General features: G+C 43.1%; 18 protein-coding genes. 11 read left to right on the forward strand and 7 right to left on the reverse strand.

From position 1 onward, the window contains the following. Positions 1-79 precede the first annotated feature (79 nt). Entirely contained in the window at positions 80-997 is a 918-nt protein-coding gene (rnz, locus tag MSHOH_RS06230) for a ribonuclease Z (protein WP_048138183.1), read from the forward strand. A gap of 118 nt (positions 998-1,115) precedes the next feature. Here the strand turns inward: rnz and MSHOH_RS06235 are convergent, their stop codons facing one another. Next, positions 1,116-1,376 carry a hypothetical protein gene (locus MSHOH_RS06235; protein WP_048138185.1) on the reverse strand — a complete coding sequence of 87 codons (261 nt, stop codon included), beginning with the start codon at positions 1,374-1,376 and terminating at the stop codon, positions 1,116-1,118. A gap of 332 nt (positions 1,377-1,708) precedes the next feature. Beyond that, positions 1,709-2,827, reverse strand: a complete 1,119-nt coding sequence (locus MSHOH_RS06240) for an AAA family ATPase (protein WP_048138187.1) — start codon at positions 2,825-2,827, stop codon at positions 1,709-1,711. Positions 2,828-3,445: 618 nt separating this feature from the next. Here MSHOH_RS06240 and MSHOH_RS06245 point away from each other — a divergent pair. From MSHOH_RS06245 to MSHOH_RS06255, 3 genes are all read left to right on the forward strand, one after another. Further along, positions 3,446-3,643, forward strand: coding sequence for a hypothetical protein (locus MSHOH_RS06245; protein WP_162197611.1), 198 nt, complete (start codon positions 3,446-3,448; stop codon positions 3,641-3,643). Between the two features lie 189 nt (positions 3,644-3,832). Then, complete coding sequence (locus MSHOH_RS06250; RefSeq protein WP_158024065.1) at positions 3,833-4,288, forward strand: hypothetical protein; 456 nt, start codon at positions 3,833-3,835, stop codon at positions 4,286-4,288. A 141-nt stretch (positions 4,289-4,429) separates the two neighbouring features. Further along, positions 4,430-4,960, forward strand: coding sequence for a hypothetical protein (locus MSHOH_RS06255; RefSeq protein ID WP_048138192.1), 531 nt, complete (start codon positions 4,430-4,432; stop codon positions 4,958-4,960). Positions 4,961-5,120: 160 nt separating this feature from the next. On the opposite strand, the gene glmU (MSHOH_RS06260) is transcribed toward MSHOH_RS06255, so the two are convergent. The 5 genes from glmU (MSHOH_RS06260) to MSHOH_RS06280 form a co-directional block, all read right to left on the reverse strand. Beyond that, positions 5,121-6,314: a bifunctional sugar-1-phosphate nucleotidylyltransferase/acetyltransferase gene (glmU, locus tag MSHOH_RS06260; RefSeq protein WP_048138193.1), complete on the reverse strand. Its 1,194-nt coding sequence runs from the start codon at positions 6,312-6,314 to the stop codon at positions 5,121-5,123. Next, a complete protein-coding gene (gene glmM / locus MSHOH_RS06265; protein ID WP_204245436.1) occupies positions 6,311-7,615 on the reverse strand; it encodes a phosphoglucosamine mutase in 1,305 nt (434 codons plus the stop codon). Before glmM ends, glmU (MSHOH_RS06260) begins: the two co-directional genes overlap by 4 nt. 106 nt (positions 7,616-7,721) lie before the next feature. Next, positions 7,722-9,578, reverse strand: coding sequence for a glutamine--fructose-6-phosphate transaminase (isomerizing) (gene glmS / locus MSHOH_RS06270; protein ID WP_048138195.1), 1,857 nt, complete (start codon positions 9,576-9,578; stop codon positions 7,722-7,724). A 24-nt stretch (positions 9,579-9,602) separates the two neighbouring features. Continuing rightward, positions 9,603-10,820: a bifunctional sugar-1-phosphate nucleotidylyltransferase/acetyltransferase gene (gene glmU, locus MSHOH_RS06275; protein ID WP_048138197.1), complete on the reverse strand. Its 1,218-nt coding sequence runs from the start codon at positions 10,818-10,820 to the stop codon at positions 9,603-9,605. A gap of 221 nt (positions 10,821-11,041) precedes the next feature. Further along, on the reverse strand, positions 11,042-12,010 hold the full coding sequence (locus tag MSHOH_RS06280) for a calcium/sodium antiporter (protein ID WP_338037918.1): 969 nt from the start codon (positions 12,008-12,010) through the stop codon (positions 11,042-11,044). A 187-nt stretch (positions 12,011-12,197) separates the two neighbouring features. On the opposite strand from MSHOH_RS06280, the gene MSHOH_RS06285 reads away from it, so the two are divergent. From MSHOH_RS06285 to MSHOH_RS25545, 7 genes are all read left to right on the forward strand, one after another. Then, positions 12,198-13,118 carry a glycine betaine ABC transporter substrate-binding protein gene (locus tag MSHOH_RS06285; RefSeq protein ID WP_048138199.1) on the forward strand — a complete coding sequence of 307 codons (921 nt, stop codon included), beginning with the start codon at positions 12,198-12,200 and terminating at the stop codon, positions 13,116-13,118. 27 nt (positions 13,119-13,145) lie between these two features. Then, positions 13,146-14,273, forward strand: a complete 1,128-nt coding sequence (locus MSHOH_RS06290) for an ABC transporter ATP-binding protein (protein ID WP_048138201.1) — start codon at positions 13,146-13,148, stop codon at positions 14,271-14,273. A gap of 93 nt (positions 14,274-14,366) precedes the next feature. Further along, positions 14,367-14,510 carry a hypothetical protein gene (locus MSHOH_RS23515; RefSeq protein ID WP_158024066.1) on the forward strand — a complete coding sequence of 48 codons (144 nt, stop codon included), beginning with the start codon at positions 14,367-14,369 and terminating at the stop codon, positions 14,508-14,510. Beyond that, entirely contained in the window at positions 14,510-15,166 is a 657-nt protein-coding gene (locus tag MSHOH_RS06295) for an ABC transporter permease (RefSeq protein WP_239451248.1), read from the forward strand. Before MSHOH_RS23515 ends, MSHOH_RS06295 begins: the two co-directional genes overlap by 1 nt. After that, a complete protein-coding gene (locus MSHOH_RS06300; protein WP_048138205.1) occupies positions 15,160-15,774 on the forward strand; it encodes an ABC transporter permease in 615 nt (204 codons plus the stop codon). The genes MSHOH_RS06295 and MSHOH_RS06300 overlap by 7 nt, the downstream gene beginning before the upstream one ends. A gap of 420 nt (positions 15,775-16,194) precedes the next feature. Continuing rightward, on the forward strand, positions 16,195-16,776 hold the full coding sequence (locus tag MSHOH_RS25540) for a cation:proton antiporter domain-containing protein (RefSeq protein ID WP_275425552.1): 582 nt from the start codon (positions 16,195-16,197) through the stop codon (positions 16,774-16,776). After that, entirely contained in the window at positions 16,701-18,032 is a 1,332-nt protein-coding gene (locus tag MSHOH_RS25545) for an NAD-binding protein (RefSeq protein ID WP_275425553.1), read from the forward strand. The genes MSHOH_RS25540 and MSHOH_RS25545 overlap by 76 nt, the downstream gene beginning before the upstream one ends. The last annotated feature ends 337 nt before the right edge of the window (positions 18,033-18,369 follow it).

The raw sequence follows: 18,369 nt of genomic DNA on the forward strand, positions 1-18,369 counted from the left end.
GAGTAGTAACCAATAAATACTCATAATGTAATTAGTGAGTTCTTTATAATCATAGTTCATCATAATCAGTGAGTTAATTATGCTTCGTATTATTTTTCTTGGCACTGGAGGCTCTCTCCCGACCCGCAATAGAAATCCGTCTGCAGTAATTGTTAACCTTAAAGGGGAACTTCTCCTTTTTGACTGCGGAGAAGGTACCCAGCAGCAGATGATGCGGGCAAAGACAGGAATGATGAGCCTATCTTCCATTTTTGTCAGCCACTTTCATGCTGACCATTTCCTTGGGATTCCAGGCCTTATTCAAACCATGTCTTTTCTGGGCAGGAAAGAGCCGCTAATAATCTATGGGCCTGAAGGGACAAGAGAGTTTACCGAGTTTTTTAAGGTCCTTGGCTATTGTAACCTTAAATATGAAGTCCGGGGTGTGGAACTGAGCCCCGGAGACACAGTAGAAGGGAAAGATTATGTGGTTCGAGCCCTGAAGACCGAGCACAGCACTCCGAGTCTTGGCTATGCTCTTATTGAAAATGCCAGACCCGGACGTTTCAACAGGGAAAGGGCAGTCAAACTTGGAGTCCCTCCCGGCCCCCTTTTTGCAAAACTGCAGAAAGGCAACCCTGTAGAGGTGAATGAAAAGCTCGTAAAACCCGAAGAAGTCATGGGAGCCCCGAGGCCTGGAAGGACAGTTGTTTATACCGGGGATACCAGACCCTGTAAAGCAGTACTTGAAGCCAGCAGGGATGCTGACGTCTTAATCCATGACGGCAGCTTTGCCGATGAGATGGCAGACTGGGCTGAAGAGTCCATGCATTCAACAGCAGGCGAGGTTGCAGCTCTTGCAAAAGAAGCTGGGGTCAGGAAACTGGTTCTTACCCATATCAGTTCGCGTTATACTGATGATGTGGAACCTATCCTGAAAGATTCGAAAAAAGTATTTGAAAATGTTATTGTAGCCGAAGACCTGATGGAAATTGAGGTGCCTTATCGACCTGAGTGAGCCTTCGGGTACTGGCTTTATAAATAGTTTAATTTTTAAAAAACAGGTTAAAAAAGTAGATTAAATCTTTCTTCAGAAAACAAGTCCGTAGAAAGGATCTTTGTCCGGTGTTCTAAGGTCAGACAAGTGTCCAATCCAGTTTTTTGTCCTCAGCGTCGTAAAGTGTAACTCTCATGGTCTTATCTTCTATTTCATAAATCGGTTTTACTCCAAGATAGAATGTGTCTCCAGGGTTAATTTCAATTTCCCCGTTAACCCTGCTAAAGTACACCCTCCCTTTGGTATCTTTCTCTTCAACTGTCACGCCTTTCCAGGCTAAGTTTTTGATTACACTTATAACCCTGCACTCAAAACGGTCAACTTCACGTATTTCATTCATGGGGATCCCTTTTAAATATTGTTTCGGGTATTGTTGAGACTCACTTGAATATGGTTTCTGATAGAGAATAACGATTTCTATACATAAAACTATCCCAGAGGCTTTAACAGCAAAAAATTCTTTAACTTTTTAACATCTTTTTATAAATGCAAGTCCAAAAAGAAGCTTTCTTGACTGAAAAAGTTATCTACAATATGGACTACAGGAGATTAATTCTGAAACCAGTGAAATGAAATGACCAATAACAAAATAATGCATAAGAGATGTGCCTGGAGTATTTAATAGAAAGAAAGTAATGAGGCACTTTCTCTTTTAATTCTTCGTTTTCTACTTTATACGTACAGATGAGTCGGGTCCGGAGTGAAATCTTTCCTGCCCAATCTTGCAAGAGCCTTTTCAAAATCTTTGCCGGTGACAACTTCCCTGTCTTCGATAATAGCCTGGTGCAGGGCAGTTTTAAGGATCTTCTCGACAATATCCCTTCCAGAAAGCCCTTTGGCCTTCTTTGCAAGTGCCTGAAAATCACATTTCTCTACACTCAGAGGGAAAGTTCTTACATTTGATTCCAGTATGTGAACGATTTCTTCTTCCCCTGGAAGGACAAACTCGATCTCTTCTTCGAACCTGCTTCTTACGGCAGAGTCCAGGGAATTGACACGGTTTGTCGAACAGATGGTGCAGACTCCGTCACGTTCAACTATCCCGTCCATTTCTGTCAGAAGGGCATTTACAATTTCGCTTACGTCTCCTCTGATCTCCTGGAACCTTCTGTCGAGAGCTATGGCGTCAAGTTCGTCAATGAAGATTATACAGGGGGCCATCTCTTCTGCACGGTCGTAGAGCTGATGGATCTGGCGTGCTCCATCTCCTACGTATTCTCCTATTAACTGGGTGGCCTTGACCGGAATGATCGGTACATCGGTTTTGTTTGCAAGGGCTTTTGCAAGCATGGTTTTTCCTGTGCCAGAAGGTCCGAAGAACAGGATATTTCTTGGTGCCCATTTCCCGAAGCGTTCGGGTTCTTCAAGGAAACGTTCGATCAGCCTGCATTTCTGTTTTGCGAGTTCCTGCCCTATGACATCTTCGAATCTGACATCGCTTCTAATCTCTGAAGAAGAAGGAATTCCGGTTTCCTCTTCGGTTACGATAATAGATGTTGAATTCCCTATTATGGATTCTGCAGGCTCCACATCTATAATGCGGTATGCAAAGTCAGGAAACATCCTCCTGTCAAAGAGATAGTCTCCTTTGCGGGCAACATATCCGCTCCACTGTTCCCGTGCATAGAATTCAAAAACATCCCTATTTTCAATAACAGGATACTCTTCCATCATGCCGCTCAGTGGGTATCCTTCAGGCTTCAGGATAAGGAGTTCGGATGTGGATTTCCCAAATTCGGTGTTGTTCTCGTGAGTCTTTTTCGCGTTCACTCTTTGTGAGACTGGTCGCACTTTGTTATCAACTCGAATACTTTTCTATACCCTATAGTGACATGAAGAGCTAATAAAATTAACCCATGATCCAATCCTTAGATTCGATTGCGAATGCCTTCTCCCTACTCTGTAAAAAGGAAACCTGTTTACTGAAAACCACTTTTTCAGGATGTCATTTTTCCGGCGTTTTTCTGTAAATCATTATCTAATTTCAGGTAACCATTATATATTCAGATATTTAATCTACAGATATGCATCCTGAAAGGCATTGTGTGGATGTAAAATATTTATAGGAGTAAGGATAAAGAGCTTATTGTTTAAAACTCGTTTGAACAAACGATGAGGCCTCAATGAACTATCTGTTATGAGTAAAGAGGCTTTCATAACGAGTTCTTTGTAAATCCTTTGATCTACTCATTTAAAGTATGAATGAAATTGATCAAAGGGAAAGCTAATATATTAAGATCAATAATATAAATATTTGTATTATCAAATTGAAACTATTTTCCAGAATAGTTAAAACTGGCAATTCATTACCAGTGCACTACTTAATTAACATATTTGTATCGTAAAATATTACATTGAAATCAAACAATGTAAAAAATCTTGAACACATAAGTAAGTTAATTCCAGAGTATGATTTATATGTTTACTATGGAGAACACGGAAGGTTTCGACCAGAAAACTCTTGACAAAATGAACGCTGAAGTCAAAAAAACTATGAGCAAGCACGACCCAAAGTCGAAAGATTATAAGAAAATCTGCGAACAGGTTGAGGACAAGGTCTTTGACAAGTACTGTTCTGAAGTATTCAGACCATCCCTCAAACTTTAAAATCTTGCCGCTGGATAATATTTATCCCGGTAAATTTTTATTTTTATTTTTATTTTTATTTTTCAGCCAATATACTTAACCATTATTTTTATTTAGTTTAAGTGCAAATATGGAACTATGCCTTTAAACAAATATAACAAGTCCTGGATTTTACTTGCTATTGTTTTTTGTTTGTTTTTGATGCCATTTATGGCAGCTGCTGAGGGTCCCGGGTACGGAAACAGTACATATCTTAATGAAACCGAAGACCCGGAATCAGAACTGTTTGATCTGATTAGTTATAATATCGGGGTTTACAACCAGAACCTCAACCTTACTCCCAGTGCTTTGAAAAGTCTCATCGGGGACGAGCAGATCCTTTTTGTCATAACCCTTCAGAACGGTGGAGAAATGTACGCATTGGGCACTACGGAGAATGCTGAATTTGTTGAATTTGAAAAACTTGAGGAACTAACCGGTCAGGAGCCCTCATTAACGGTCCGGAGCGATGAATCAACAGTTCATTCAATTATTGAATCTCCTTCTCCTGTGCAGGAGTTCAGCGAGGCTGTGAAATCAGGAAAGGTGACGGTTGAAGATGCAGGTTTACTGCAAAAACTTATACTCTGGGCAATGAGTATGGGGCTTGCTGGCCTGTTCATGTAAGTCAGGCAAGACTGCCTGCTACTATTTTTTAATAACATCACAGGTACTCAGGCATGGAAACTAGCTTTTTATTATCCTATTTTTTTGAGAACCTTTCTTTCTATGAGAACTTTTTTATATCTCTGATTCTTACTTTTAACTATGGTTTCTTACAGTAAAAATAGAATTCTGGGTTTATTCTTAGTTTTGCTTTTGCTTGCTTCAATAACAGGTATAGCTTCCTGTGTGGGTGACATTACAGAAGCCAGTACTTTTACAACTTCTGTTAATTCCAGTGCTGAAAATGATCTTTTTTCCGAATTAAGCGCACAGATGGAACTTTATAACGAAAACTTCGATAATGTCCCCTCGCTCGTTAAAAGGCTGGTTGGAAGTGAGGAAATTGCCGGGAAAATCGAGCTTAATAATGGTGAGATGCTCTACGTAACTTTACTTATGAACGGTGGAAAAGTAGGAGACTTTTACAGATATGACACTCCCAATGACCCAAATTCAAAGTTCGGTCCTTCCATAACCGTTGAGTCCGATGAAGAAACAGTAAGAGAGATACTTGATTCTGATGATCGTTTAAGGAAAGCAGTAGAAGAGATGAATGATGGATCTCTCAATGTGGAAGTTGAGGGTTATTTCCGAAAAACAGTGTTCTGGAGTATAAAACAGTTGTATTCGTAAATAATATCTTAATAAAATTCTTCAAAAAGGGTTAAGTAAACTCAAACAAAATAAAACAATTAACAGAACAAATCTGGATAAAAAATACGGAAGATTTCCCTCCTTATTCCAGCAGGAATAAGGAGGAGCCCTAACTTCTTTTAATACTTTGATCGACTTCTCAGTGCTTGACCACTTCTCCGGGAAGTGTGGCTCTTCCTTTGTGCATTATTACGCCTATATTTATACTCGTATTGATGCCTGTATGCACATCGTCTCCCATGATCACGCCCAGCTTTCTTCTGCCGGAGTCGAGAATCCTGCCTTTGAGCATTACCTTTATGTTCTTCCCGTCGTGACGGAGATTTGCAACTTTCGTACCGGCTCCGAAATTACAGCGGCGTCCTATTACACTGTCTCCAACGTAACTCAGATGCCCCACGTGAGTGCCTTCCATGACAATTGTGTTTTTTACCTCGACCGCATTTCCTATTCTAACCCGATTGCCTATTGCTGTTGACGGGCGAATATAACAGTTGGGTCCTATATCGCAGTTCTCTCCTATTACGACAGGCCCTTCTATATAAGCCCCGCTTCGGATAAGAGAGCCTTTTCCGATCGTAACCTCTCCTTTTATTACAACGTTTGGCTCAATAGTACCCTGGCAGTAGCCTTTCACGGCTTTTAATAGATATTCGTTTGCTTTCAGGAGGTCCCAGGGGTATCCGATGTCGATCCAGCTGTCTTCAAGAGGGCTGTAACCTACAGGTGCCCCGCTGTCGATCAGCATTTGAATTGAGTCTGTAATCTCAAGTTCATTTCTTACGGAAGGCCGGGTTCTGTCAATGAGGTCAAAAATTGACTCCCTGAATAGATAAATTCCGGCGTTTGCAAGGTTTGTCGGAGGATTTTTCGGCTTTTCAATTATCTTTATCACTTTACCGTTCTCGATTTCAAGCACTCCGAAATCCGAGGGATTTTCCACCTCTTTTACGCAGATAATAGCTTCTTCCTGTCTTGAGATAAGGGCTTTTAAGTCCTGCTGACCTATGAGCATATCCCCGTTAAGTACCAGAAATGCCCCTTCAACATGTCCTTTTGCGTAACCTATGGCGTTTGCAGTCCCTAACTGTTCTTTCTGCTGTACATACTCAATACTCACTCCCCATTTGCTTCCGTCCCCGAAATGAGCTTTTATCTGCTCTTCGAGGTAGCCTGTAATGAAGACAAAACCATCAATGCCTGCTTCTACGGCTGAATTAAGGATATGTTCAAGTACAGGCTTGTTCGCAACCTGAAGCATTACTTTCGGGCAATCGGAAGTGAGAGGCTCCATCCTTGTGCCTTTGCCTGCCACAAGGACAACAGCTTTCATTTAAGCGCCTCCTTCACTATTTTTTCTGCCATCTCATAGATTCCATCCACGTTTTCGCGGGCTTCTGCCGTAATCCTTACCTTTGCTTCCGTGCCCGAGGGGCGGACAAGCACCCAGCCATCTTCAAGTTCCACACGGATGCCGTCAATATCAAGAACTTTTCCAAGGGGTTCCAGCTTTGCTTTTGCATTTTTCATGAACTCGGCTTTCTTTTCGTTTGCACAGGGTAAAGCGCCTCTCTTTGTAGCGTAGGCCGGAAGTTCTGCCCTGAGCTCACTTAACTTCTTTTCCCTGACAATCTCAACAAGCTTTGCAGCTGCATAAATTCCATCCGGGCAGTAAGATATCTTCGGGAAAATCCAGCTTCCGGAAGGTTCTCCGCCGTAGATTGCCCCGCACTGCTTTATGCCTTCTGCAACATAAACATCCCCTACTCTTGTCCTTATGATTTCCGAGCCTCCAAGATAATCGTCTACCATCATGGAGGTGTCAACAGGCACGACAACGGACCCCTTTTCATCTCCGCATTCAAAACGCCCGAATATTGCAAGCAGTTCGTCGCCTGACACGAAATTGCCTTTTTCGTCTACTGCCATCATCCTGTCTGCATCCCCATCATGGGCTATTCCGAGATCGGCTCCGAATGCCACAACTGCTTTTTTAAGCAGGGAGAGGTTCTGGTCGTTAGGCTCAGGATTTCTTGCCGGGAAATGTCCATCAGGCTGGGAGTTCAGGGTTATTATCTGACAGCCAAGCTCCTGCAGGAGATAAGGAGTGATTGTACTTCCGGCTCCACATCCGCAATCGAGAACCACACGCAGCCTAGAATTACCTACAAGCGCCTCAATCATATCCATGTGGTCCCGGATGGCGTTCTGGTCTTCAGTAATTTTTCCTATTAAGTTCCAGGTAACCCGCGAGAAGTTTTCTTTTTCAATAGCTTCCTCAATCTCTTCCTGCTGGGCCGAGTCAAAAGCCATGCCGTCAGGGTTCCATAGCTTTATCCCCACATACTCTGAGGGGTTATGCGAAGCTGTAACCATCACTCCGCATTCGTATTTTCTGGCTGCATATGCAAGAGTTGGGGTTGTTACCATTCCCACTTTAGTTACGTCACAGCCTGCTGCAGTCAGCCCGGCAACCAGGGCGTGCTCTATCATAGGCGCCGAAACTCTGGGATCTCTCCCTATTACCGCAGTTCTTTTCCGGCTTCCGAGCACAATCCCTACCTGCAATGCAAGTTCGGGTGTAACTTCCTTATTGACTATACCTCTAATTCCTGAAGATCCGAAGAGTTTCATAAGTCCCACTCCATATTTCATGAAGTTCAGTTCTTTTTCTGAAAATTTATCTATAGTAATTAACCTGGTTTTAAGTTCCAAATTCTGAAATTCGAAGTTTTTACTATTATTCGACAGTGACACTCTTTGCAAGGTTGCGAGGTTTGTCAATAGAGCAGTCCCTGGCAAGAGCAGTGTAGTAAGCAAGCAACTGAAGCACAACAACACTTAAAAGGGGAGCCAGCAGTTCGTCGCTTTGCGGAACTCTAAGGACGGTATCCGCATACTTCGCTATTTCCGTATCCTTGCTGTCGGCAACCGCTATTACAAAAGCATCCCTTGCTTTTACTTCTTTTATATTGCTGAGCATCTTATCATAAGTCTGCCCTCTGGTGGCAATTGCAACTACCGGAGTTCCTTCATCAAGCAGGGCAATAGGACCGTGTTTCAGTTCTCCTGCAGCAAAGCCTTCGGCATGTACGTACGAAATCTCTTTGAGCTTCAGAGCCCCTTCAAGTGCTATAGGGTAGTTCAGGTGCCTTCCAAGGAAGAAGTAGCTTTTTGAACGGGCAAAGCTCTCAGCACATTCTTTTATCGATTCTTTCTGATTGAGGACCTGCTGAATCTTTCCCGGGACTTTCCTGAGTTCCGTAATGAAACTCTTTACATAGTCAGGGCTAACTTTACCCCTTACAAGAGCGAACTTTACGGCGAGGAGATAAAGAAGGGTAAGCTGGGTACTGAATGTCTTTGTGGCAGCGACTCCTATTTCAGGGCCGGCTCGTGTATAGAGCACACTGTTTGCCTCTCTTGTAATCGTACTTCCCACGACATTTGTAATTGCAAGGGTGGGACAGTTATAAGACATAATCTCCCGCACGGCTGCAAGTGTGTCTGCAGTTTCTCCTGATTGAGTAATCGCAATGGCAAGAGTCCCTTCATTCATAACAGGGTTTCTGTATCTGTATTCCGAGCAGATGTCAATATCGCAGTGAATCCCTGCCAGCTGTTCAAAGAGGTATTTTCCAAGCAAACCTGCGTGCCATGAGGTCCCGCAGGCTAGAATCTGAACCCTTGAAAGTTTCTTTATTTCCTCCTCACTCAGGTTCAGTTCTTTTAAGTATATAGCTCCTTCAAGTTCAGAGATTTTGCCTGCCAAGGTGTCGTGGATTGCAGTTACCTGTTCGTGAATCTCTTTCAGCATGAAATGCTCATAACCTGCTTTTTCTGCAGCTTCGAAGTCCCATTCAATCTTTTCTATCTTCTTTTCTCTGATATTTCCTTCCCTGTCAAATATCTCTACACCGGTTGGGCTCAGGACTGCTGTCTCAAAATCATTTACGAAGATAACATCCCTTGTATGATTCAGAAAAGCAGTTACATCAGATGCAGCAAAGTTTTCTCCTTTTCCAAGCCCTATGACCAGCGGGCTGTCCTTTCTGGCAAGTACGAGCTTTCCGGGTTCATCGGCAGAAAGGATTGCAAGAGCATAGGATCCTTCAATCTCTTTTAAAGCTTCTCTGACACCTGCAAGGAGTTCACAGCGAGCTTCTTTTCCTTCCGGGCTTCCGTAAATATGTTTATGCAGAAGATGTGCGACCACCTCGGTATCGGTCTCGGATTTGAATACATAACCCTCTTCAGTAAGCCGCTCTTTTAATGCCATATAATTTTCAATAATTCCGTTGTGCACTAGCGAGATTTTTTCCGGGTTTACCCCCGAGTTATGAGGGTGAGCGTTTACCGTACTTGGACGTCCGTGGGTTGCCCAGCGGGTGTGTCCTACTCCTACAGTGCCTCCGAGGTTCTTCGGGATTTCGGATTCGAGATTTACGATTTTTCCTACTGCTTTGTAAGTCTCAATTCCGCTTCCCAGAACAGTAACTCCTGCGGAGTCGTATCCCCTGTATTCAAGCTTCTTAAGGGATTCTATGATAACCGGTGCAGCAGCATTTTGCCCTGCATATCCGACAATTCCACACATTTTTCTATCTCCTCTTTATAGAACTCAAAGGACTACCGAATCACGGGACAGGTTTCTGTAAATGGTATTTCCAGATTCTACCTGACAGTTGACAGCAATCATCACTCCGGCTTTCACGAGCACTCTGCCTCCTATCCGGTTGTCGTCCCCAAGTATGGTGCCGAGCTTTGGAGCTTTATGGATCGTGCCGTTAATGTTTATCTCAAGGTCCCCCTTTTCCTCTGAGGTAAAGCCGGGACCAAGGGTGTTATTGCTCCCGATTATGGAATTCGAAATCTGTCCATGGGACGAAATCCTGCAGTCATTCATTATGATGCTGTTCTGAATTTCGGTAAAGGATCTTACGGACACATTGTCCCCTATTGTAGTGGAGGGCAAAATTACTACATTAGGTCCTATATCACAATTTTCCCCGATTACCGCGGGCCCTACGATATAAGTTCCGGCACGGATTATTGTGTTTTTCCCGATTGTGACCTTCCCTCGGATTATTACTCCTTCTTCAAGTTCTCCTTCCTGTTTCTGATTTCGGGAGGAGTTCAGTACAGTTGCGTTCGCTTTCAGGAGATCCCATGCATGGACTGCATCCAGCCACTTGGATTCTGTCGGGATTGAAGTAACCACTTTTCCCTCGTCTATCATAAGCTGGAGAGTATCGGTTATCGCATATTCCCCGTTTTCGGATATAGGAGTCTTTTCAATGGTTTCAAAGACCTGCGGTGTAAAAATATAAATTCCGGTGTTTACAATGCGGCTTAAACCTCCGGGTCTCTTTTCCAGGATCTGGGTGACTCTCTTCTTTTCTTTAAGTACCACTCCATAACCTGCCGTATCCTCCATTCTTACGGTTAGAAGGCTCGCATCTCCTTCATGATTGTTCAGGAGATCGGCTATGGTTTTTGGTTCGACGAGGTTATCCCCGTTCAAAACAAGGAATTCGGAGTCTTCGGGATTTATTAGTTTTTTTGCCTGCTCAATCGCATGCGCTGTCCCGAGTTGGGCTTTTTGCTCTACATATGTTATATTGACCCCGAAGTTAAGCCCGTCTTCAAAATAGTTCATTATACGCTCTTTTTCATACCCGACAACCAGGATAATCTCTTTGATCCCGTTTTTCTCAAGCGAAGATATGACATGTTCCAGAATAGGCCTGTTGGCGACAGGAAGCATTACTTTGGAACGAGTAAGAGTAAGAGGCCTGCAACGCAGTCCTTCTCCTGCTGCGAGGATAATAGCTTTCATAAAGTTAAAGAACATTTTTTAGAATTTATACATTCCCTTCAAAACTAGTGGAATAAATATATAAACTTGCGTTTATATATTTAGGAATGTTCAAAGATATTTTATAATATGTAATAATGAGTGTTATATCTATAAGAGGGGAAAAAATTTATATAAGTTGTGGAGATCTCCCCTCGAAAGTGAAGAGAGTTCTGGCTTTACTAAAAAATCACAGGACAGAATTATCCGTAGAACTTAAAAAGTCCTGCTACATAAGCAAGATATGCCCCGAGAATTATGGCTCCCTCCCATCTTTCCAGTTTTTTTCCTGTAATTCCGAAGATTATCAGGGCAAGAGATATCAGGAACATGAATGGGAAGTCATATCCTGCAAGCTGTTCCGAGACAGGAAGCACCCTGATCTGAGAAGAGGCTCCGAGAATCATGGCAATGTCCATTGTATTTGCCCCCAATATATTGCCTATGGAAAGTTCCTGATGTCCTTTTTTGAGGGAAGTAATTGCAGTTGCAAGTTCTGGCAGGGATGTCCCTATTGCAACAGCTGTCAGGGCTATTATTACCTCAGGGACGCCGATCAATTCAGCGATTTCTATTCCGGAATCTACCAGGATCCTGCTTCCTATAACTACGGAAAGGGAGCCAAGGATAAAGAAAGCTATATCTTTCTGGACATCTTTAAATTTTAGTTTTTGTTTCTCAGCTTCATCATCTCCGAATATCACGCGTTGAGTCTTTGAAGCATGGAACATGAAAGCAAAGAATACTAACAGAAGTAAAACTCCATCAAGCCGGTTTACACTTCCGTCCTGGCTGACTATTATCAGGATAATTCCTGCGAGAAGCATAAGCCCGCTCTTAATGTGAAACGTATCATCTCTCATAGGAATTGCTTTTATGACTATAATAGAGCCCAGTATGAGTCCGGTATTGCAGATAACAGAACCAACGGCATTTCCTATTGTTACATCCGTATGCCCGAGATAAGCTGCTGTTGCAGAAACTGCAAATTCCGGGGCTGTGGTCGCAAAACTCACGATTGTAGCTCCTATTATCATCTTCGGTATCCCGCTCTTATTTGAAATTGCAACTGCAGCTTCAATGAACCAGTCAGAACCTTTGCTTATCATAGCAAGGCTGAGTAGAAAAAGAAAAACTAAAAGCAAGTCCATGTCGTCTTTTAAAGTGGACAAAGAATATAACTCAAACGCTCTTTGACCAAAAGCTCTCGTTTTTGCAGTACTTTATAAGTTTTTTGATCATAAGAAGTTATAACTACTATCGACAGTAAATTTACAAAACGAATTATCTGATTTATTTAAGGGTTATTTAAGGGGACAAAATACCGAACGAATTATCGGATACTGTGGGGGAAATCAAATGAAATTTTATTTTATTGCAGCCCTTTTGCTTATAGCCTCTCTTCTGGTCAGTGGCTGCGCGGAAAACAATCAAACCGGGGAAAATAATGCGCAGCCTGCCGAAAATGTTGTAATAGGGACAAAGCTCTTCCAGGAATCCTATATTACCGCTCATATGGTTTCTCTTTTGCTCGAAGAGCAGGGGTATGAAACCGAGGTTAAAGAAAACCTCGGGGGAACGCTTGTAAATTACGAGGCTCTAAAAAAAGGAGACATCCAATCCTATATCGAGTATACAGGGACAATTTATAGCCAGATCTTAAAAAAACCGCCTCTTGAGGAATGGGATCCTGCTGTAGTATACGAGGAGTCCGAACAGGGTATGCTTGAAAGTGATGGAATAGTGATTGCGGCTCGCCTGGGCTTTGAAGATGCCTATGCAATAGCTGTTGATAAGGAATGGGCTGAAAGCCGGAATGTATCCACAATTAGTGATCTTGAGCCTTATGCCCCGGAAATGTCGATAGGTACGGATCCTGAATTTGCAACGAGAGAAGACGGGCTTCCGCAAATTGCCCACATTTACGGTTTCTCATTCCAAAGCTACAATTCAATGGCTCCTGGTATAATGTATGAGGCTATGAGGAATGAAGAAGTTGATGCTATAAGCGCTTACACCACGGATACCCGAAACGACCTCTATGAGCTAAAAGTGCTTGAAGACGATAAGCATGCTCTTCCTCCATATGATGCCGTGATCCTTGTTACTGAGACCTTTGCAGAGGAAAATCCTGAAGCTATGGAGGCCCTTGCACAGCTTAACGGCAGAATTGACCAGGACACTATGAGGCGCCTTAATGGAGAATATGATATTGAGGGCAGGGAAGCAAGGGACATTGCCAGGAATTTTCTGATAGAAGAAGGTCTGATTTCTACCTGAACAGTCACTACCCTGAACATTCTGTCTATGTCATCCAAAAAACTTTTTGACCGGATCGATTCAGTCCGGCTTGAGAACATTACAAAGACGTACGGAGAGCAGTTTGCCGTTAAAAACCTGAACCTGGAAGTTCAGGGAGGAGAACTTCTTATCCTTATAGGAAGAAGCGGCTCAGGAAAGACCACGGCTATGAGGACTATAAACCGCCTGACAGAGCCTGACTCGGGAACTGTATTTATAAATGGAACTGATGTCAGGGAGTTTGATCCTGTCCGTCTCAGGCGAAATATTGGCTACGTGATCCAGAATATTGGCTTGCTCCCTCACTTCCGCATCTCGGAAAACATCGGGCTGCTCCTTAAGCTTGAAGGCTGGAAAGAAGGGGAAATCCGGGAAAGGGTTAGAGATCTTCTAAACCTTGTTTCCCTTCCTCCCGAGAATTTTATGGACCGCTACCCTCATGAATTGAGCGGGGGTCAGCAGCAGAGAGTAGGGCTTGCGAGAGCGATGGCTTTGAACCCTCCTCTGTTTCTTATGGATGAACCTTTCGGAGCACTTGACCCTCTCCTGAGGACACAGCTGCAGGATGAATTTTGTAAAATAAAAAAAGAACTTGGAAGAACTATTGTCTTCGTCACGCACGATATTAACGAAGCCTTCAGGCTTGGTGACCGAATTGCAGTTATGAATAGCGCTGAGCTTGTCCAGATAGGAACCCCCGAAGAATTAATTTTCTCGCCGGCCAGTGACCTTGTTGCCGAGATCGTAGACTCAAAAAGAAAATACAGGCATATCGATGCCCTGAAGGTCGGTGACATGATGCAGCCGCTTGCCAGAGAGTACATTCTGGATCCGGGACTGTCTGCAGAGAACGCCCTTGACATCATGGTCAGGAAAGGGCTTGAAGTTGCTCTTGTTACAGGTAAACCGGATACTTTGGGGCGCGTCGGCTTAAACGATATCCTGAAAGCCAGAGCTGAAGGAAAAGGAACTGAGGAAGCTGCAAAACCTCTGCCCTTTTTCTCTTTTGATACTCCGCTTCTTGAAGCCCTTGCAAAGCTCAAATCCGAAGGAGAATCTATGGGGCTTGTATTCGAAGCTAACGAACCTGTCGGGATCCTGTTTTCTGACCAGGTTGTCCAGAGCCTGATTTAATTTTACTTTACATTACGCCTGCTCAAAACCTATTAAACTTGAAAAAACGGTAGCCTGTGAGAAATCAGGTAAGATCTTTTTCGAGAAAACCGGATGGTACTGTCAATTCATTCTTTACAGCGCCGTGAACTGCTTGACCCCATCCTGCATATGGATAAAAAGAAATCAATACACACCTGGATTGTGATACCTAACTACTATTCATATAAGGTACAGTCGGGAAAGGTGATTGTCTGATGATTGAGAGCGTTAATGAGCTCATCTCAGAAATAATAAGAGTCTGGAACACGCAATTGCTCTCTCTTCGCACACTTGAGCACCTCTACATGTTCCTGGTTGCTCTCTTCTTTTCTATTCTCATAGGTGTACTCATCGGAATTTTTGCCTACAGGAACAAGAAACTTGCAGACCCTGTTCTAAACGGCTTAAACGTGGTAGAAACAGTTCCCGATGTGGCTTTGCTTGTCCTTTTGCTCCCCATGTTCGGGATAGGTACCAAGCCGACAATTGTAGCTTCTATACTTTATTCCATCCTCCCTATTGCCAGAAATACTTATACCGGTCTTTCAAACGTGCCAAGGGAGTACATAGAGGTTGCCGAAGCCCTGGGTCTGACCTCCCGGGAAGTTCTCTTAAAAGTCCGTTTCCCTCTATCTCTTCCTCTGATTGCCGGAGGTATAAGGATTGCAGTCGTGTTTACAATGGGAGTCGTAACCCTGGGAGGGCTAATAGCTGCAGGAGGGCTTGGAGCTGCCCTTCAGAACGGGATTCAGCTTTATGATATGGGAACTATCCTTGTAACCGGAGCCTGGGTGGGGCTGCTTGCCATACTCCTGGATGGGATTGCAGGCTTAATAGAAAGCAGTCTTAAAGAGAGGTATGGAACATGGTAATAACCGCGGAGATCCTGGAAGCTACGCTTGAACACCTTTTTCTTGCTTATACCGCTCTCCTTGCCGGAATTCTTATTTCCATTCCCTTGATACTTCTTTCCCTTTATAATGCAAAACTGGCCTCCCTTGTCATTAGATTTTCCAATCTCGTCCAGGCAGTCCCCAGTTTTGCGGTTGTAGCTGTGGTTGTGCCTTTAATAGGTATCGGCTTTATCCCTGCTGTTATCGCCATAACGTTGAGGGTACTGCTTCCTATCATCAAAAATACATACATAGGGCTTTTCAGTATAGACCCTTCACTGCTGGATTCTGCAAAAGGAGTTGGGCTGACAGAGTTTCAGATTATAAGGTATGTGAGGCTTCCAAATGCATACCCTGCCGTTTTTGCAGGAATTAAGTTTGCCGCCATCCTTGCAAACAGCGTTGCAGTCCTGACAGCCCTTATAGGTGGAGGAGGTCTGGGATCCATGGTTTTTGAAGGACTTACAAATTTCAATACCAGCAAAATTCTGGCAGGGACCCTTCCGGTCATAGGCATAGCTCTTTTTCTTGACTTCTTCTTTTCAGCGCTGGAACGCCGTTTGACCCCGGAATACCTTAAAACTTAAACTGTAAATAGAACTTAAGACATTTGTAAAGACAGGACCTAAACGCTATAATTTAAGATATCATGTGGAATTTGCAGATATTGTAAAAAACTGTTCTTTCTCCGTGAATTGCCTTTCTAATTTATATATGATGAGAGCACTCGTAGAGAATGTTGCTGGAAGTTGAAACCACAGGCTAAATTTATATCAAGCGATTCATATACAATAATAAGCATTATCTTGAGGAAGGTTTTCAGGTAGTTAACAGCCAAGAAGTTAACAGCCAGAATTCAAACTTATATAATATAATTATATTGTAATACATTATCGGGCATTTTGTACTTTTTTGGCAATGCAACCCTGGCATATCTTTCCGTTCAATTAATCTTGGATGTTTGCTAAATATTTTTGTTAAGTTAACGCCTCATTACAGGGAATTTCATGCTTGATCCGATACTTCTGCTTGGGCTGGTAGTTGCCGTGCTTATCATGTCCCTTGTAGCACGCGCCCTCAGCTGCTATTTTCGGATTCCTTTTATCATTTTCCTGTTGATCGAAGGAATTCTTGTAGGGCCCGAAGTCCTCAACCTGCTGGACCCTGCTCTCTATATCGATGGGCTAAGCGCTATCGTGGCAATTTCGATATCCGTGATTGTTTTTGATGGAGGGCTTCACATCGACCTGAAGCATATAAGGATGGTCCAGGAAAGTGTTCTGAAACTGACAACAATAGGGGTCTTTGTGACCTTTTTGGGGACTACGGTTCTTACCAGCCTCCTGATAGGCCTCCCTCTTGAGCTTGCAGCCCTTTTCGGAGCGCTCGTCACAGCAACAGGGCCGACAGTAATAACTCCTATTGTAAGAGATATCCGGATTAGTCACAGGCTTGGAAAGATTCTGGAACTTGAGGGGGTTCTGAATGATGCTGCCAGTGTAATCTTGCAGCCATGGTTTTCGAATGGGTTGCGGCAGAACTTTCCGGGACTGATGCTGTTGTCTTTATCCTTTACAGATTGGGGATAGGAATTGCACTCGGGACTTTAAGCGGTTTTGCCCTCAGGTGGTTCTTTACCAGGGGTATAGCAATCAGCAATCAGACTGCAAGACTGGTTTCCCTGACTGCGGTATTTGCCTGTTTCGTCCTTTCGGAACACCTGGGCAATGAATCCGGAATTCTGGCAGTAGCTATCTTCGGGATTATCCTTGGGACTTCAGAATTCCCTTACAAGGAGAATATCAAAGAATTCAAGAGTGATATTGTGACTGTGATGCTCTCTCTGATTTTCATCTTGCTTGCTGCAATGCTTAAGTTCGAAGATATCCAGAGAATAGGAGTGAGCGGGATAGTCCTTGTATTGCTTCTCATATTCTTTATTCGTCCAATGGCAGTTTTTGTTTCGATGTGGAATTCGCGGCTTAAAACTAACGAAAAACTTTTTCTTTCCTTTATTGGCCCCAGAGGCGTTGTACCGACTTCGATTGCAACCTATTTCGCAATCAAGCTCGATTCAATGGGTATTCCTGGAGGGCAGGCCCTTGTGGGGCTTGTTTTTCTTACGGTTATTATCACGGTCTTTTTAAGTGGCAGTCTCTCAAAAAAAATCGCAGAGATGCTGGAGGTAATTCCTATGGAAATTCTTATCATTGGTGGAGGAAAGGTGGGCAGGATTCTTGCCGAACGTTTTGACAGAAGAGGAGAAAATGCAGTTGTTGTGGATATTTCCGGGTCCAACTGCAAGAAATGTATGGACCTCGGAATCCGGACTATTCAGGGTGATGCAGGGGATGTAAATGTCCTTAAAAAGGCAGGAATCGAGAATGCCAAATATGTGGTTGCAACAACCAATAAAGATGACACAAACCTTCTCTTCTGCCAGATTGCTAAAACTTCTTTCGGATTCGGAGGCGAGCAGCTGGTGGCCAGGGTAAACGAGATAGAAAACCTTCAGGCTTTCTGGAACCTGGGAATCCGTGCCATTAGCCCGGCCATGACCACTGCAGTGATGCTTGACAATATGATCGGAAGGCCTCATCTCTTCTCCATGTGTGAGGTAGGCGGCGAAGGAGATATGATGGAAGTCAAGGTCACGAACCCCAGGGTAATCGGGAAAGCCATCAAGGATATCCAGTTCCCTGAAAAGAGCCTCCTAGTTATGGTCCAGCGGGGAAGTGATTCTATTATTGCCCACGGAAGCCTTGTGCTTGAATATGAAGATATAGTAACCGTTATTGGGGAAGGAGATGCGACCAAGAAGACCGCGGATATACTTTACAAATAAAACAAATTAGTTTGTGGATTATTCTCTGGTAATATAAATAGAGAGAAAATAATTTTAAAATAGTTTGCATTATGAATCCGATTTGTAAAGGAAGAAATCTCTCTTCCCTAACTATGAAAAAATACATGGAAAAGATATTTGCTTCGATTCAATTTTTCTTGGGAAAACTATAGAGTAAATACGCAAATTTTAAATGTTCAAATAATGAATTTAATAAAAAGGACTTTTATATGTTTTTCAGTTCTCAGAGACTTCCTACATCCCAAAATATATCAATATTAAGAAACAATCTATTCTAAGCTACTGGGCAAAATTTTGTCCTGAGTAACTTATATTA

Origin of the sequence: Methanosarcina horonobensis HB-1 = JCM 15518, assembly GCF_000970285.1 — an archaeon.
Lineage (GTDB): Archaea > Halobacteriota > Methanosarcinia > Methanosarcinales > Methanosarcinaceae > Methanosarcina > Methanosarcina horonobensis.

Bases quoted from the DNA above. Each gene is read 5' to 3' on its own strand.
- rnz (WP_048138183.1), top strand. From the start codon at position 80: ATGCTTCGTATTATTTTTCTTGGCACTGGAGGCTCTCTCCCGACCCGC.
- MSHOH_RS06235 (WP_048138185.1), bottom strand. From the start codon at position 1,376: ATGAATGAAATACGTGAAGTTGACCGTTTTGAGTGCAGGGTTATAAGT.
- MSHOH_RS06245 (WP_162197611.1), top strand. From the start codon at position 3,446: ATGATTTATATGTTTACTATGGAGAACACGGAAGGTTTCGACCAGAAA.
- MSHOH_RS06250 (WP_158024065.1), top strand. From the start codon at position 3,833: ATGGCAGCTGCTGAGGGTCCCGGGTACGGAAACAGTACATATCTTAAT.
- MSHOH_RS06255 (WP_048138192.1), top strand. From the start codon at position 4,430: ATGGTTTCTTACAGTAAAAATAGAATTCTGGGTTTATTCTTAGTTTTG.
- glmU (WP_048138193.1), bottom strand. From the start codon at position 6,314: ATGAAAGCTGTTGTCCTTGTGGCAGGCAAAGGCACAAGGATGGAGCCT.
- glmM (WP_204245436.1), bottom strand. From the start codon at position 7,615: ATGAAACTCTTCGGATCTTCAGGAATTAGAGGTATAGTCAATAAGGAA.
- glmS (WP_048138195.1), bottom strand. From the start codon at position 9,578: ATGTGTGGAATTGTCGGATATGCAGGGCAAAATGCTGCTGCACCGGTT.
- glmU (WP_048138197.1), bottom strand. From the start codon at position 10,820: ATGAAAGCTATTATCCTCGCAGCAGGAGAAGGACTGCGTTGCAGGCCT.
- MSHOH_RS06285 (WP_048138199.1), top strand. From the start codon at position 12,198: ATGAAATTTTATTTTATTGCAGCCCTTTTGCTTATAGCCTCTCTTCTG.
- MSHOH_RS06290 (WP_048138201.1), top strand. From the start codon at position 13,146: ATGTCATCCAAAAAACTTTTTGACCGGATCGATTCAGTCCGGCTTGAG.
- MSHOH_RS23515 (WP_158024066.1), top strand. From the start codon at position 14,367: ATGGTACTGTCAATTCATTCTTTACAGCGCCGTGAACTGCTTGACCCC.
- MSHOH_RS06295 (WP_239451248.1), top strand. From the start codon at position 14,510: ATGATTGAGAGCGTTAATGAGCTCATCTCAGAAATAATAAGAGTCTGG.
- MSHOH_RS06300 (WP_048138205.1), top strand. From the start codon at position 15,160: ATGGTAATAACCGCGGAGATCCTGGAAGCTACGCTTGAACACCTTTTT.
- MSHOH_RS25540 (WP_275425552.1), top strand. From the start codon at position 16,195: ATGCTTGATCCGATACTTCTGCTTGGGCTGGTAGTTGCCGTGCTTATC.
- MSHOH_RS25545 (WP_275425553.1), top strand. From the start codon at position 16,701: ATGGTTTTCGAATGGGTTGCGGCAGAACTTTCCGGGACTGATGCTGTT.